This window comes from Bacillus cereus group sp. BfR-BA-01350 (assembly GCF_022663775.1).
GTDB classification, from domain to species: Bacteria; Bacillota; Bacilli; order Bacillales; family Bacillaceae_G; genus Bacillus_A; species Bacillus_A paranthracis.
In genome coordinates this window covers 755697-771734 of sequence record NZ_JAKUGD010000001.1, presented here as the reverse complement: position 1 = coordinate 771734, position 16038 = coordinate 755697, and the positions used below count along the sequence as shown (strand labels likewise).

Sequence of the window (16038 nt, the reverse complement as noted above, 5' to 3'; positions counted from 1 at the left end):
TACTTTCTAACCTATTTTCTCTACTTAAAACAATATTATTGTTATATATTATAATTATAAGTTTTTAATTTTGGAGGCGTTACATATTGCAAAAATTACTTTTTACTAAATGGACAGTTGTTATTTCTATTTTCATCATTTTCGGTACAATTTTCTACGTTACTAATGTTAAAAATAACAAAGAAAAAGCACCTGTAGAAACAACGGATACAAAAACTTTCAAAACGAAATTACAGCCTAAAATTAATGAATTGACTACTAATTATAATGATATCATCGAAAAAGATTGGTTGCCTGCCTGGGAAGAGATTAACACGAACGGTGATTCAGTAGACAGAGATAAACTATTAGTTACAATGAATGCTGTTTCAAAACAATATGAAAACATTATGAATGAAATAGACATTTTGAAAATTAAAGAAGATATATCAGAAGTACAAATACAAGAACAACTTCTTTATTTCACAACTGAATTTAAGGCTGCTTCTAAATTTATGAAAAACGCGGCAGATTTAATTATAGACGGAGCCACTAACTCTACTCCAAACAGTGCAACAATTGAAAATACGAAACATGCTTTAGGGCTTGCAGATCAACATATTGTCATCGCTTTATCTACTTTAACTGAAGTTGAAGAGAAATTAGGACTTTCGAAAAAATAGAATTCTTTACTATTTTAAAATAAAAAATGATTGCATTTCATTAATTGTATATCTATAATGTTTTTATTGATTCTATACACATTCAATGCGTATAGGTTATTAATTTTATAATTCGGATGAACCATTCAGGAGAAGGTCTATTGATCTACCGACGGGGCAAAAAGTTGTTAACCGACTTTGAAACTCTCAGGTCTTGTTTACAAGTAGAACTGCATGGGGACGAATCTCTGGAGAGACTCCCTCCCGCTTTAAATAGCGCGGAGGAAAACGAGCACCGAAGGAGCAAATCCGCTACTATAGCGGATAATCTCTCAGGTAAAAGGACAGAGACAAGCGAAAGAAAATGCCGATTTGTATCGGTTTATTTTTCTATCCCTTGTTTCTCCAGAGACCATTTCATTTACTTGAAGTGGTTTTTATTTTTTCTAAAAAAGGAGAATAAAGATGGAGACAGTAAGTAAAGTATTAGAACAAATCAATCACTATGTGTGGGGATTACCAACGTTGTTGTTACTCGTTGGTACTGGTATTATTCTCACAGTGCGTTTAAAAGGTTTACAGTTTAGTAAACTATTATACGCTCACAAACTAGCTTTTAAAAAATCAGAAGATACATCTTCCTCTGGAGATATTAGCCACTTCCAAGCACTTATGACAGCTATGGCGGCAACGATCGGTATGGGAAATATAGCTGGTGTTGCAACTGCTGTGACGATTGGTGGACCCGGTGCCATCTTTTGGATGTGGATTACTGCTTTGTTCGGTATGGCAACAAAGTATGCCGAAGCAATTCTTGCGGTGAAATACCGTGTTAGTAATGAAAATGGCGAATATTCAGGTGGACCCATGTACTATTTAGAACGTGGTTTAGGTAAGAAATGGCTTGCAGTTTTATTCGCTATATTCGGTACAACTGCTTCTTTCGGTATCGGGAATATGGTGCAATCTAATTCAGTGGCAGAGGCAATGCGAATTAATTTCTCTTTCCCTCCTGCTTTAACTGGTATAGTAATGTCATTTTTAATCGCTATCGTTATTTTAGGCGGTGTAAAAAAAATCGGGAAAGTAACAGGATATGTTGTTCCTATTAAAGCTTTCTTTTATATCATTGCTGGTCTTATTATCATTTTCTATCACTACGATCAAATTCCTGAAGCATTTTCACTTATTTTTTCTGGTGCGTTTAATGGTACTGCAGCTGCTGGTGGTTTTATCGGTGCAACAGTTGCATCAGCTATTCAAATTGGAATGGCGCGCGGCGTATTTGCGAACGAAGCTGGTTTAGGGAGTGCCCCTATTGCCGCGGCGGCTGCAAAAACTGATTCCCCTGCAAAGCAAGCTTTAGTTTCAATGACTGGTACTTTTCTAGATACGTTTATTGTATGTACAATTACAGGGCTAGTATTAATTACTACAGGTGCATGGAAGTCTGGTAAAACTGGGGTTGAAGCTACAACACTTGCGTTTCAATCTGTATTCGGTACTGCTGGTAGTATGATTCTTGGTATCGCAATTATTTTATTCGCCTACTCTACTATTTTAGGCTGGTCGTATTACGGTGAGAAATGCGTGGCTTATTTATTTGGAGAAAGTGCTGTTAAATATTATAAAGCAATCTTTATTGTCATGATTGCTATTGGTGCGAATTTAAAATTAGGCATCGTATGGACATTTGCGGATATTGCAAATGGACTTATGGCGATTCCAAACTTAATTGGTCTTATTGGGTTAAGTGGTATTGTTGTTGCTGAAACGAATCACTTTTTACAAGCAGAGAAATTGAAAGAAAATAATAAAAAACAGGCAAGTTAATCTATGAAAAAAGGAATGACTCATACATGATGAGCATTCCTTTTTTCATCCCCTCTTTTACTTTATTACTATCATTAAAAATATATTTATATCAATGTTTACTCCTTTTTATTCCTCCAAAAGTTTTTCACATAAATGTCATAAATCGTATGGTCTAACTATATAGTTGAAAAGGAATGCGACATTAAAGTGTCGCTGAAAAACTCATCCAAGAAAAGGGAGGAAAAATCTTTTGAAAAACAAAATCATTGTTTTCCTATCTGTTTTGTCATTTATTATTGGTGGTTTCTTCTTTAACACGAATACTTCAAGCGCTGAAACATCATCTACTGATTACGTTCCTAACCAATTAATCGTTAAGTTCAAGCAAAATGCATCTTTAAGTAATGTGCAATCTTTTCATAAATCTGTCGGAGCTAATGTCTTATCTAAAGATGATAAGTTAGGTTTTGAAGTCGTTCAATTTTCAAAAGGTACTGTAAAAGAAAAAATAAAGAGTTATAAAAATAATCCAGATGTGGAATATGCAGAACCGAATTATTACGTTCACGCCTTTTGGACTCCAAACGACCCATATTTTAAAAATCAATATGGATTACAAAAAATTCAAGCTCCACAAGCTTGGGATAGCCAACGAAGTGATCCTGGTGTAAAAGTAGCCATTATTGATACAGGAGTTCAAGGCTCACACCCTGATTTGGCTTCGAAAGTAATTTACGGGCATGATTATGTTGATAACGACAATACATCTGATGATGGGAATGGTCATGGTACACATTGCGCTGGAATTACTGGAGCACTTACGAATAACAGCGTCGGAATTGCTGGTGTTGCCCCACAAACTTCCATTTATGCTGTTCGCGTATTAGATAATCAAGGAAGTGGTACTCTCGATGCTGTAGCGCAAGGTATTCGAGAAGCTGCTGATTCGGGTGCAAAAGTAATTAGTTTAAGTTTAGGAGCTCCAAATGGTGGTACTGCATTACAACAAGCCGTTCAATATGCATGGAATAAAGGCTCTGTTATAGTTGCAGCTGCTGGAAATGCTGGAAATACAAAAGCTAATTACCCTGCTTATTACAGCGAAGTGATTGCAGTTGCTTCTACAGATCAATCAGATAAGAAATCTTCATTTTCTACTTATGGTAGCTGGGTTGATGTTGCAGCACCAGGTTCAAATATATATTCCACATATAAAGGAAGCACGTATCAATCATTAAGTGGTACATCTATGGCAACACCTCATGTCGCAGGAGTTGCTGCTCTTTTAGCAAATCAAGGATATAGCAATACACAAATCCGCCAAATTATTGAGTCAACTTCTGATAAAATTACTGGTACAGGTACGTACTGGAGAAACGGTAGAGTCAATGCATATAAAGCTGTACAATATGCGAAGCAATTACAAGAAAATAAAGCTTCTTAAGAAATAAAGTAAAACTTTAATCAGTTGATCTACCATTCATGCGGAATAAAATAGAAGGAGAGACTTCTACAATGAAAGCCTCTCCTTCTTATAAATAATATTACTCTTTCTGCTTTTTAACCATATGTAAATACAATACAAAATCCATCATTGTCGACGAATGACCAAGTTGACGGATCATCGCTGTTATATTTCCTCTATGATATGTACCATGATTTACAACATGTTGTACTAACTCTAAAATTGAAGTTTCTAATTTTCCTACATATGGATTCTCGATAACAAATACAGCATTCACATCTTGTATTGTACTTAAAAAGTCTTTATATTGATTTGCCATGTTTTCAAACATTTTTTCTAATTCATGTAACGATTTGTTTTCCATTTGTTTTCGTAAATCTTCTCGGCCTTGTATTGCTTCATTCATACTTTTACCATGCAATATGTGTAACCACACTTGATCTGTAATATAAATATGGGCAAACGTATCCTTGATTGATGGAAATACACTCTGCATCTGTTCAGTAAAAATCATCTCATAGTTTGGTAATTCTTTTAGTCGATTGAATAATCGTAGATTAGCCCAAGCATGGTAATCCACTTGTTTTAACATGTACTCTTTCAATCGAAATCGCCTCCTTATTGTATGAAACGAATAGTTTGTTTCTTTATTTCTGATTCTCTATCAGCTTTTGCAATTCCTTTTTCTTCAATTTCTTGTTTATTTATAGTTTTATATTTTACATACGTATGAAATTCCGTTTGAAATGGAAACGGTGTAATCCGAATTGTTTCCTTGTCCACCCATTCAGCTTGTATAGGTTTCTCCTCCTTACTATTAAACATTTCTGTTCCTTCAAAACCATCTTTAAACAAATCAATTTCCTCTTCCTTTTCTACACCCGGTTTATTCATACAGACATATAAAGAAAGTTCATCGCAAAACTTTAATAATCTATAATGTTTATCGAACATCGCAAATTGTTCTTTTGTTAGCGTCGTCAATATTCTTTTTTGTCGTTCCAATTCCCCTGTATAAAATGACATCATCTCTTCATCTTCCTCATTTAATGGAAATGATAAAAAATGCTTACTACAAAGTAATGCTCCGTATGGATTGGAATCTTCAATTTCATTCAAACCAATCGTATAAAAGACAAAACGTAATGAACTTGGACAATCCATAAATGTATATGGGATATTTTTAGCATCATTTAAAATTGGTACTTTATCAAGTTCTATCCATCCTCTATCATGCTCATATATTGCATCAATTGTCTCTTTTAAATATGTGTCATCTTCAAAAAAATCTTCTTTTATATGCTTTGCAATCTCTCCAGCTAAAAAACCATGATCATGTTGACGAATTAATGTACTTTCTTTCTCATCCTTTTCACGAAAAATCATCCGTATACTCCCCCTCATCCTCATATTATAGCGTTTTGTATGCATCATTTCTTAATTAATCCCTAATTATTAGCAGGGATTCAGTTTCCTGCAACGAAATTAACATAACTATATAGCATTCTTTCTAACAATATAAATAGCTTTATCTTTACTATCTATTATACTAAATCATTCATTCCAAAAAATTTTTTTATGAGGTGAAAACATGAACAAAACAGAATTAATTAAAAATGTCGCACAATCAGCTGATATTTCTCAAAAGGATGCTTCTGCAGCTGTACAATCTGTATTTGACACAATTGCTACTGCATTACAGTCTGGCGATAAAGTTCAATTAATCGGCTTTGGAACTTTTGAAGTGCGTGAAAGATCTGCTCGTACAGGACGTAATCCACAAACCGGCGAAGAAATTCAAATCGCTGCTGGTAAAGTTCCTGCATTTAAAGCAGGTAAAGAGTTAAAAGAAGCTGTGAAATAAACAAGAAACCAGCCATTTTATAGGCTGGTTTCTTGTTTTAATTTAGTAATTGCTTTATATTTTCTGCATGATACACCTCGCAAATATAAAATATGCATCTGCAGTTACTTACAATTTGATATTTTCTTGTTGGATACACATGCGCCGAAACAGAGCATCCATCAAATAATTCAATAATATTCCCAGAAGGCTGATATCCTTCATATAATACGTTCCTTCTTACTTCCATCTTTTCTATAAGTTTTTCAACTGGAATGTTTCCACTCTCTAGCTCCCTCTTTATTGTATTTGGTAAAAACGAGGTATCCGCAAAAATGAGATTTTCAGATAATACTTTCCCTTTATAACTAATATTGGATACACGGTAAAGAAATGTTCCGTTTTTATCAAAGAAACTCTTTGCTTCTTTCGGGATATACTGTCTATCCAGCACCTCTTGTTCTAGAACATCAAACTGAACTGTATCATTCAATAACTTTTCTAAAGCATGAATAGATGATGTATCTCCAGAAAATAAAATATTTTTAATTGCTTGTACATTATAAGTGGATTCATTTGTTCTATTTTCCGCTACTAGCATGAGGAACACCTCTTCTATAAAATATTTTATTAAACTTATTTATAATTTAAAAGCGCTACTGCATCCAGCTGTATGATTTCGGTGACTTCTTTACTACATATTGCAATTGAAGCTATATAATCTATACTTGGCCTTAAATCTCTCATCACTGTATTTTCTACTAACTCTTGTCTATCCTGAAAAACTAACAAGTTTGGAGGATCATTTGGAGCTGATATAGTAATATCCACTGGTGGAATCATTAGACCTTCACCTGTCGCTTTGAGCACAGCTTCCTTTCTAGTCCAATATGTTAAAAAACCTTCTATTTTTTGTTCATTAGGTAACTTCATAACTTGCGCTATTTCAATGTCGGTTAATACGCCTTCTGCCATTTTCATAACATCAACATCTGGATTCATTTGTTCAACATCAACGCCTACAGGTGCAGACTTTGTAAATGCAACTACAACCCACTCACCCGAATGTGAAACCGATAACTGCGGCATCCCCTCTGGTAATTGTGGTCTACCATGTTGTAGCTTACATACTGGGCACATTCGATTAATTGGAACTTGAACTGGCGACATAGAAAGCATTTTACCTAGAACTAATCTACTAATTACACAGCCTATTATAAAACGGGCACGATCTGCCGAATGATGATATGAATTTGCTTTTTCTCGTTCAACATCATTTAGTAAATTGTAATGCCATGATTGTAAATCCGAAATCCTTCCCCACCATATTTGACAATCATTCTCATTCAAAATTGGTATAGAATCTACAACTTTACTTTCTATCATGTAAACTCTCTCCTTCTAGATACCCAATGTAGATTAATTCCAAAATACTATTACCAAACTTATTCATTGACAATTTCTTTCTCTTTTTGTAATACAGGTAACGGTTTTTTCTTCTTTTTTGACATTACCTCTTTATCAGAAATACGTAAAGAAAATAGTAATGCTACGAGTAAAAATATTGCTGATCCAATTAATGCTGCTTGATATGGCAATAAATCTGAATGAGTATTATGTTGTACACTGCTATTTCCAAAACCGGCTAGTATACTAGCTAAAACAGCAACTCCTATCGCTGAACCTAATCGATTTTGCACATTAAATATAGTAGTTGCTCTCCCCATAGAAGGCGGCGTTATATTGTTAAATGCAGAAAATTGAACTGCTCCAACTGATTGACCTAAGAAAATACCTATGCCAAACAATAATACCCGTATTTGCCAAGGGTTCGTATCGTGATTTACAAAACTTAATAAAATAAAGATAATCGCCGTACAAATTAACCCTATAGAAATTACCTTACGAGCTCCTAATTTCTTATATGACCATGGTACGATCTGTGACGATATCATTAATCCAATGGCCTCTGGGAATGTAGTAAGGCCTGATTCCAGTGCGGATACCCCTATTACATTTTGATACATAAGCGGAAAAACAAATAACATTCCTAGTAAACCAGCTGAAGAAAACAATGAAATAAGACTCATTTTTCTAAAGACTGGTTCTTTTAATAAGTGTAAATCTAGCATCGGTTGCTTTACTTTAAGTTCTACAATGATAAACAGTGTAATAAATACAATCCCAGCTATTCCAGTACTTATAACCTCTGTAGAAATCCAGTCTCTTGATGGCCCTTGACTGAGCGCATAGATTAGCATCGCAAACCCTGGTGCTGAAAAAACAAAACCAAGGTAATCAAAGCGACCAGCTGATTTTTCAATATGCTCTTTTAAAAATAGAAGACCGAATAGTAACGCCATAATTCCAAATGGTAAATTAATATAAAATGCCCAGCGCCAAGACATTTGATCTACAAAAAAGCCCCCAATAATTGGTCCTACTGCCGGTGCAACAGCAATTGGCAACACAATAAACCGAGAAATTTTCGGCCTTTCCTCTGGTGAAAATGTTCGGAATAACATCGCCATCCCAACTGGTGTTAAAAGCCCCCCACCAGCACCTTGAATAATACGAAAAATATTCAATGAAGTAATATCGTTCGCTATCCCACATAACGCAGATGCGGTTGTAAAAACGAAAAGAGCAGTTAGAAATATCCTTTTCGTACCGAATCGATCTCCTAGCCAACCAGAAATCGGAAGGAAGACAGCTAAGCTAACTAAATACCCAACATTAACTGTCCCCATCGCAGATGGTGGCACTTGCAGTTCCTTACTTATCGTTTGTAGTGCTACATTTACAATCGTTGCATCCATAGCAGCCATAAACATCGCTGTTATATATACGATGCTTACAACTACTTTTGGATTTATTTTTGCTTTCATTATCGTTTTCCTACTACTATTTTTTCACCAGCTTGATTACTTTTTGGATTCAAATCTGTCCAGGTATTTTCAACATATTGTAAGCAATCGTGCCTGCTAGCTTCTTCATGTACGACATTCCACCCAATAGGTACATCAAGAAAGACAGGCCAGAGAGAATACTGGCCCTCCTCATTTATTAATACTTTATATGTGTAATTATCGTTTTCAAATGGATTCGTCATACTCTACTTACCCCTTTCTTATTCTGCAAATATTTCGCTAATACTTGTCCAATTTCCGTAAGTGGACCTGGCTGACATAGATCTTTATGTCTACAGTCAATATCATGCTGCACAATTTTCCCATCTAAATAATTTAGCCATGTATTTGGAGAAATAGGATCAAACCAGTCTGGTATAACAGTAGATCTAAAGAATAAAATATCTCCATTATAAACTTTCGGTACGTATCTCCCTAATAATCCTACCGAATTTACATATGTTTCTTTCAAGTTCAGTATAGTCTCTTCTTCAAGACTTGCTAATGCACTTCCATCTTTACGAAGGATTTCAACTGCACTTTCCATCGTAAGTGGTTTACCATCCATGTTATCTGGGTCATATCCGCCTAAAGCAAGTAATGCGATTAACGCTTCTTCTTCAGTAGGCGCTTCCGTATTCGGTAGGAAGTGACCAGGATAAGAATCTAGCATAACGAGTAATTCTACTTCTTCCCCTTCATTTTGTAGTTGCGCTGCCATTGCATGCACAACATTTCCTCCGAGCGACCAACCGAGTAAACGATATGGTCCGTGAGGCTGTACTTCACGAACGTGTTTTAAATAATCCGCTGCCATTTCCTCTAAACTTCTTGGAAGTTCTTCATTTTTAGCGATACCACGTGCTTGCACGCCGTAGATTGGATAATCTGTTCCTAAAGATTTCATAAGTCCTGCATAGCACCAACTTAATCCACCTGCTGGGTGTACACAAAATAGTGGCAATTGGTTTCCGCTTGCTCGTAACGGAAGCAACACATCGAGTGCACTTTGTCCATTTCCCACTTCAAGTCTTTCAGCAAGGCCTGCAACAGTAGGTGCTGCAAATAAAGTTCCGATATTTAATTCGATCCCAAGTGCTTCTTTAATACGGCTCATAAGCTGCACTGCAAGGAGTGAATGACCACCTAAATCAAAGAATCCGTCATCAATTCCAATTTGAGGTACACTTAGCACTTCTGTAAACAAGTCACATAACATTTCTTCTTGCGGTGTTCTTGGTCCACGACTAGAAGATGATACGATAAATTCTGGAGCTGGCAATGCCTTTCTATCTAACTTACCGTTCGGAGTTAAAGGCAACTCATTTACTACTACAAAAGCGTATGGAACCATATAATCTGGTAAACTACCACTAGCAAACTGACGCATTTCATTCGTATCAATCGCTTCATTATTTGATGCGACGATATAAGAAACTAATCGTTTATCCCCTGGTTGATCTTCCCGTACAATAACTGCTACTTGCTCAACTGTAGGGTGTTTCATTATGACCGCTTCTATTTCTCCTAATTCAATTCGGAATCCACGAATTTTTATTTGATGATCTGCACGTCCTATATAATCTAGCGTCCCATCTTGACGCCAACGTGCTAAGTCTCCAGTACGATACATTCTTGTACCTGGCTTGCCAAATGGATCTGCAATAAAACGTTCTGCAGTTAAACCTGCCCTTCCTAAATATCCACGAGCAAGCCCTGCACCTGCAACATACATTTCTCCAACTACTCCAGGTGGCACTGGTTGTAAATAATGATCTAATACGTATACTTTAAGATCAGGTATACTGCACCCAATTAAACTATTTGCTCGTAAAGAAACGGTACTCTCATCTAGCTCAATATAACTAACATGTACTGTCGTCTCAGTAATACCGTACATATTAATAAGCTTCGGTGCGTTATGAGGATGTCGACTATACCAATCTTCTAATCGACTTAGCTCAAGTGCTTCACCTCCAAAAACAACATATCGTAAAGATAATTGTTGGCCAATCTCTTCATTTTCACGATCTGCTTGCATCAATTGATAGAACGCTGATGGAGTTTGGTTTAAAACAGTTACCTTTTCTTTAACAAGAAGCTGTAAAAATTCTTTCGGCGAGCGACTTACAGTATGTGGAACTACAACTAAACGCCCTCCGTATAATAAAGGTCCCCAAATTTCCCAAACCGAGAAATCAAAAGCATATGAATGGAACATCGTCCACACATCATTTCCATCAAACTGGAACCAATGATCAGTTGCTCCTAAAAGTCTTACTACATTTTGATGAGGTATCATAACGCCTTTCGGTCTACCTGTTGAACCTGATGTATAAATAACGTAAGCAATATGTGATGGAGTTAATGGCTTCACGCGCTCCATTTCATCAATATTGTCTTCACTATGTTTCTCAATTTCTTCTATTACTTTTACATTATCAACTAAAACTTTTAGTGCCTCATTACATTCAATTTCCACTTCTGAATTCGTTAAAACACATGATGGTTTCGCATCGTGTAGCATAAACGAAATACGGTCTGCTGGGTAATCTGGATCTAACGGAAGGTATCCAGCACCAGCTTTAAGAACAGCTAATAAGCTTACAACCATGTTTAATGATCTTGGCATCGCTAAAGCAACGAGTTGATCAGGACCAATTCCTTTTGCTATTAGGAATCGAGCTATTTTATTTGCTTTTCTATTTAACTCTTCATAAGTTAATTTCTTATTTTCAAAGACGACAGCAATAGCATTTGGATTAATATGAACCTGCTTTTCAAATAATTGTGGCAATGTCATTTCTGGTGCAATTTGAAAACCACCATTCCACTTTTCTAACACTGTATTTTTCTCTGCTAAAGTTAATATTTCTAATCTGCCAATGGATTGATCTGGATTTGTCGCCGCATCATCTAATAACAAAATGAATCGTTCTATTAGTTTTTGAACCGTTTCATGTTTATATAAATCGGTACTAAACTCTAGTAATCCATGTAAACCGTTCGGAGTACCATCAACCCCGTTACTCTCACTAATTTCAAATGTTAAATCAAACTTCGCAGAGCCAACACTTTGAATTTCAAGGCTCGCTTCTATATCCGGGACATCAAAGATTGCTTCTGGCGTATTTTGGAAAGCTAACATAACTTGAAATAGCGGATGACTATTTCGAGTACGCACCGGGTTTAACACTTCAACGAGTCGTTCAAATGGAACATCTTGATTTTCATAAGCTGCAAGATTTGCCTGCTTCACTCTATTTAATAATTCTTTAAAACTTGGATCTCCTGAAGTATTTGTACGTAACACTAATGTATTTACAAATAAACCAACAATATCTGAAAGTACATCATCATTTCTTCCAGCAATCGGACTTCCAATTGGTATATCAGTGCCTGCACCTAATCTTGTAAATAGCGCACTTAGTCCTGCTTGCAATACCATAAACAAACTAACTCCGTTTTTCCGTGCGAGCTCTACTAACCTACTATGCATACCTGCATCTATATGAAAATGAATTGTTTCTCCTCTGTAACTCGTTTCCATTGGACGCTGATAATCTGTAGGTAACTCCAATTGATCTGGTAATCCCTTTAACTCTTTCTTCCAAAAATCTAATTGTGTTGAAATGAGACTTTCTTGTGTAGTTTCATCCCCTAACAATTGCTGTTGCCAAAGTGCATAATCTGCGTATTGAACCGGAAGTGTCTCCAGCTGTACTTTGTTCCCTTGACATCGCGCTTTATACGCCGCTGTAAAATCTCTCGTTAACGGTTGTAACGACCAGCCATCCCCTACAATATGATGCAATAGAATTAGTAATACATGTTCGTTTTCATTCACTGTAAATAGTTGCAAACGAACTGCTGGTTCAACATCGAGGTTAAAGCTATATCTTACCGCCTCCGCAAGTACACTTTCTAATTCATTTTTACATGTATTTGTTATAATCATTTCAAGATTTAAGTTTTCCATATGTAAAATTTCCTGGTAGGAACTACCTAATACGTTAGGGAAAATTGTTCTAAGTGTTTCATGTTTCTCGACTACATCATAAAAGGCACCTTGTAATGCTCCCTCGTTCAACTTTCCAGACAAACGAATGACTAACGGAATATTATAAGTAGGACTTGGACCTTCTAAACAATGTAAGAACCATAATCTACGCTGTGCAAATGAAAGTGGAACTTCATTTGGCCTACTTACTTTCTTAATCGCTGGTCTTGCAGTTTTTGCTCGATCCAATTGTTTCGCTAATTCAGCAACAGTTGGCGATTCAAATAGTTTTCCAATTCCTAATTCGACACTTAACGTTTCACGAATTCTTGCCATTAAACGCGATGCAAGAAGCGAATGTCCACCCATTTCAAAGAAATTATCATCAATGCTAATGCGAGAAACACCAAGTACTTCTGCAAATAAATGACATAATATTTCTTCTTTCGGATTTCTAGCAACCCTCTCATTGTTCATTTCATTAAAATCAGGAGCAGGTAATTTCTTTCTATCAACCTTTCCATTTGGCGTTAATGGTAATTCTTCTAGCAATACAAATGCTGATGGCACCATATAATTCGCTAAACTTTCTGAAACATAAGAACGAATTTCTGAAAGATGAATCGTTTCCTTCTCTCCGGCAACAATATACGCAATGATTCGTTTATCATTTGGACGATCTTCTCGTACCATAACCACTGCTTGCTTAACATTTTCATGTCGTTGTATTACCATTTCAATTTCAGCTAATTCAATTCGGAAACCACGAATTTTAATTTGATGATCTGCGCGGTTCATGTACTCTAAAACACCATCACTGCGCCATTTTACTAGATCACCTGTACGGTACATGCGCTGCCCTGGTTTTCCATAAGGATTTGCAACAAACCGTTCAGCTGTTAACTCTGGTTTTCCTAAATATCCGCTTGCAAGTCCTTCCCCTGCAATATATAATTCACCAATAACTCCAGGTGGAACTGGTTGTAACCCTGCATCCAATACATACACTTCTGTATTGCAAATTGGCTTTCCGATAGGAGGTATCCCCTTTTCACTTTCATCAATGTTCATGAAGGTAGACCAAATCGTTGTTTCAGTTGGTCCATATAAATTAGTTAATGAACAACCTAATTCTTTTAATTTATTTGCTAAATGCGCTGGAAGAGCTTCACCACCAACTAGTATGTTTAGCCCTTGTAGCTTCTCTGGATAATCAGTTACTAACGCCTGCCAAAGCGTCGGTGTAGCCTGCATAATGGTCACTCTTTCTTCCTGTAAAAGTGTCGTTAATGCAGAAGGCTCTTGAATGTCTTCCTTTTGCGCAATTGTTAAACTTGCACCACTAATAAGAGGTAAATAAATTTCTAGAGCAGAAATATCAAACGCAAATGTTGTAACTGCTAATAAATGATCATTTTCATGTAATGACAACATATCGTCCATGGCCAATAAAAAGTTACTTAAAGCTTTCATAGGAACAATTACACCTTTTGGGTTACCCGTTGAGCCTGAAGTATATATTGTATAGGCTGGGTTTAAAAGTGATACATCATTCTTACATTCTATATTCATGCGAGAATATGTATGTAATGCTAGTTTCGTTTCTTCGTCATCTAATACAATTTTTTTCATATCATTTTCTATAACTAACTTAGATGAAACAGATGAATGCGTTATGATACAAACTGGTTTTGCATCATTTACTATATAATTTATTCGCTCAGCTGGGTATTCTGGATCTATTGGTAAATACGCTGCACCAGCCTTTAAAACTGCTAGCATACTAGTTACCATTTCTATTGATCTTGGAAATACTAAAGCTACAAACTGATTTGGTCGTATTCCTTCTTCTACTAAATAATGTGCTAGTTCATTCGCTCGTTCATTTAGCTCTTTATACGTAAAGTTTACACCGTCACAAGTAATCGCTAGTTTATTTGGAGTTTTTTGCACTTGTTTTTCAAATGATATAGGTAGACTGATTAACTCATCGTCTTCCTTCGTTTCATTCCATTCCAATAAAACTTTATGATTTTCTTCAGGAAGAGTAATATTTATTTTTCCAATCGACTCGTCTTTTTGATAAGCATTTATCATTAATTCTAATAATTGCATAAATCTTTCTTTATGCAATGCTAGCTCCACACCATTATATACTTCCGGATTCGCATCAAAATGAATCATTAGCTCATTTTGATCAAAACGTTTATATACATTTATTGATAAATCATCGACAGGTCCTGCTGATAAATTATGTGTAATACCACGATTCCCACCAAAGTTAAGCCCGTAATCAAAAGGCATAACATTCACTAACGGTCCAAATAATCTTTGATTTTCACCTAATAACTTTAAGTCTCTTCTTAATTCCTCATGACGGTATTTATGATGGCGACGTACATCTTGGATTTCTTTAGAAACTTGCTGTAATAATTCTACGAGAGTTATATTTGGAGTTACAGTAAGACGAAGTGGTACTAAATTCATTACCATACTCGGTGTATGAATAGATGCAGAACCTAGACGCCCCATCATCGGTAAACCTAAAACAATATCATTTTCACCTGTTAATTTATGCATATAAATACTTGTTACAGCGACAATGAATTCCGGCCAACTTGTTAACGAAATATTGATATTTTCTAGTAAAGTTTTCGTACTAGAACTAGATAAATAAGCTGTTTCACGTAAAAATCCATTCGATGTTCTCGGTGCTCGTTCTGCCAAACTTACAACTTCTGGTTCATCCGCAAATTTTTCTAACCAAAAAGCACGATCTTCCTGAAATTGTTTAGACTCACGATACTCCATATCTTCTTGCACAACTTTTGCAAGAGAACCAAATGTCTTTTCATTCTTGTTTGTTTCTTCTATAAGTGATGTATACTCATTCGCTACCTTTTGGCTAAGAAGTGAAAATCCATAGCCATCCATCACAATGTGATGGATGCGCTGATACCAAAAGAAACGGTTATTTTCAACTTGAATAAGTGCTTCAATAAATAAAGTATCTTTTTTCAAATCGACTGGCATAGATAAATCATTTTTCATCCATGCTTTAGCAGCCTCTTCAGGATTTTCTTCTTTACGAACGTCAATAAAATGCATATGAAACTGTGATTCTTCAATAACTTGCCATGGGCCAATTTCATCCTCTTCGAAGCGAACATGAAGTGCTTCTGCTTCCATTACAACTTTACGTACAGCTAATTCAAAAATGTCTTGATGAATATTTCCGTTTATTTCTACATATTCCCCAGTATTATAAATTGGATTAAGTGGATCTAATTTTTGCGCAAACCACATACCAGACTGCGCAGATGATAACGAATGACGAACCTTTTGACTATTAGGCATTCTTCACT

Annotated in this window: 11 protein-coding genes and 1 riboswitch; of the genes, 4 read left to right on the top strand and 7 right to left on the bottom strand. The window is 35.8% G+C overall.

What is annotated here, in order from left to right:
- Window positions 1-86 precede the first annotated feature (86 nt).
- From MR147_RS03885 to MR147_RS03875, 3 genes are all read left to right on the top strand, one after another.
- Complete coding sequence (locus MR147_RS03885; RefSeq protein ID WP_074540004.1) at window positions 87-662, top strand: hypothetical protein; 576 nt, start codon at window positions 87-89, stop codon at window positions 660-662.
- Between the two features lie 217 nt (window positions 663-879).
- Window positions 880-999: riboswitch (glycine riboswitch) on the top strand.
- A gap of 107 nt (window positions 1000-1106) precedes the next feature.
- Entirely contained in the window at window positions 1107-2474 is a 1368-nt protein-coding gene (locus MR147_RS03880; RefSeq protein ID WP_074610245.1) for an alanine/glycine:cation symporter family protein, read from the top strand.
- Between the two features lie 232 nt (window positions 2475-2706).
- Window positions 2707-3900, top strand: a complete 1194-nt coding sequence (locus tag MR147_RS03875) for a S8 family peptidase (RefSeq protein WP_074610243.1) — start codon at window positions 2707-2709, stop codon at window positions 3898-3900.
- A gap of 100 nt (window positions 3901-4000) precedes the next feature.
- Here the strand turns inward: MR147_RS03875 and MR147_RS03870 are convergent, their stop codons facing one another.
- Both MR147_RS03870 and MR147_RS03865 read right to left on the bottom strand, forming a co-directional pair.
- Window positions 4001-4525: a DinB family protein gene (locus MR147_RS03870; protein ID WP_074610241.1), complete on the bottom strand. Its 525-nt coding sequence runs from the start codon at window positions 4523-4525 to the stop codon at window positions 4001-4003.
- Window positions 4526-4539: 14 nt separating this feature from the next.
- Entirely contained in the window at window positions 4540-5307 is a 768-nt protein-coding gene (locus MR147_RS03865; protein WP_000577275.1) for a DUF3891 family protein, read from the bottom strand.
- Window positions 5308-5512: 205 nt separating this feature from the next.
- Here MR147_RS03865 and MR147_RS03860 point away from each other — a divergent pair, with 205 nt between their 5' ends.
- Window positions 5513-5785 carry an HU family DNA-binding protein gene (locus MR147_RS03860; RefSeq protein ID WP_001043907.1) on the top strand — a complete coding sequence of 91 codons (273 nt, stop codon included), beginning with the start codon at window positions 5513-5515 and terminating at the stop codon, window positions 5783-5785.
- 37 nt (window positions 5786-5822) lie between these two features.
- On the opposite strand, the gene MR147_RS03855 is transcribed toward MR147_RS03860, so the two are convergent.
- From MR147_RS03855 to MR147_RS03835, 5 genes are read right to left on the bottom strand one after another with little or no spacing between them, the layout of a single operon-like run.
- Complete coding sequence (locus MR147_RS03855; RefSeq protein WP_000959145.1) at window positions 5823-6365, bottom strand: hypothetical protein; 543 nt, start codon at window positions 6363-6365, stop codon at window positions 5823-5825.
- Window positions 6366-6400: 35 nt separating this feature from the next.
- Window positions 6401-7150 carry a 4'-phosphopantetheinyl transferase Sfp gene (gene sfp / locus MR147_RS03850; protein WP_074610239.1) on the bottom strand — a complete coding sequence of 250 codons (750 nt, stop codon included), beginning with the start codon at window positions 7148-7150 and terminating at the stop codon, window positions 6401-6403.
- Between the two features lie 59 nt (window positions 7151-7209).
- Window positions 7210-8652, bottom strand: a complete 1443-nt coding sequence (locus tag MR147_RS03845; protein WP_074610237.1) for an MDR family MFS transporter — start codon at window positions 8650-8652, stop codon at window positions 7210-7212.
- A complete protein-coding gene (locus tag MR147_RS03840; RefSeq protein WP_000184064.1) occupies window positions 8652-8876 on the bottom strand; it encodes an MbtH family protein in 225 nt (74 codons plus the stop codon). The genes MR147_RS03845 and MR147_RS03840 overlap by 1 nt, the downstream gene beginning before the upstream one ends.
- Window positions 8873-16030 carry an amino acid adenylation domain-containing protein gene (locus MR147_RS03835; protein WP_074610235.1) on the bottom strand — a complete coding sequence of 2386 codons (7158 nt, stop codon included), beginning with the start codon at window positions 16028-16030 and terminating at the stop codon, window positions 8873-8875. Before MR147_RS03835 ends, MR147_RS03840 begins: the two co-directional genes overlap by 4 nt.
- Window positions 16031-16038 lie beyond the last annotated feature (8 nt).

Excerpts from the sequence above, each read along its gene's own strand:
- MR147_RS03855 (WP_000959145.1), bottom strand. The coding sequence starts at position 6,365 with ATGCTAGTAGCGGAAAATAGAACAAATGAATCCACTTATAATGTACAA.
- MR147_RS03835 (WP_074610235.1), bottom strand. The coding sequence starts at position 16,030 with ATGCCTAATAGTCAAAAGGTTCGTCATTCGTTATCATCTGCGCAGTCT.
- sfp (WP_074610239.1), bottom strand. The coding sequence starts at position 7,150 with ATGATAGAAAGTAAAGTTGTAGATTCTATACCAATTTTGAATGAGAAT.
- MR147_RS03840 (WP_000184064.1), bottom strand. The coding sequence starts at position 8,876 with ATGACGAATCCATTTGAAAACGATAATTACACATATAAAGTATTAATA.
- MR147_RS03845 (WP_074610237.1), bottom strand. The coding sequence starts at position 8,652 with ATGAAAGCAAAAATAAATCCAAAAGTAGTTGTAAGCATCGTATATATA.
- MR147_RS03865 (WP_000577275.1), bottom strand. The coding sequence starts at position 5,307 with ATGATTTTTCGTGAAAAGGATGAGAAAGAAAGTACATTAATTCGTCAA.
- MR147_RS03860 (WP_001043907.1), top strand. The coding sequence starts at position 5,513 with ATGAACAAAACAGAATTAATTAAAAATGTCGCACAATCAGCTGATATT.
- MR147_RS03880 (WP_074610245.1), top strand. The coding sequence starts at position 1,107 with ATGGAGACAGTAAGTAAAGTATTAGAACAAATCAATCACTATGTGTGG.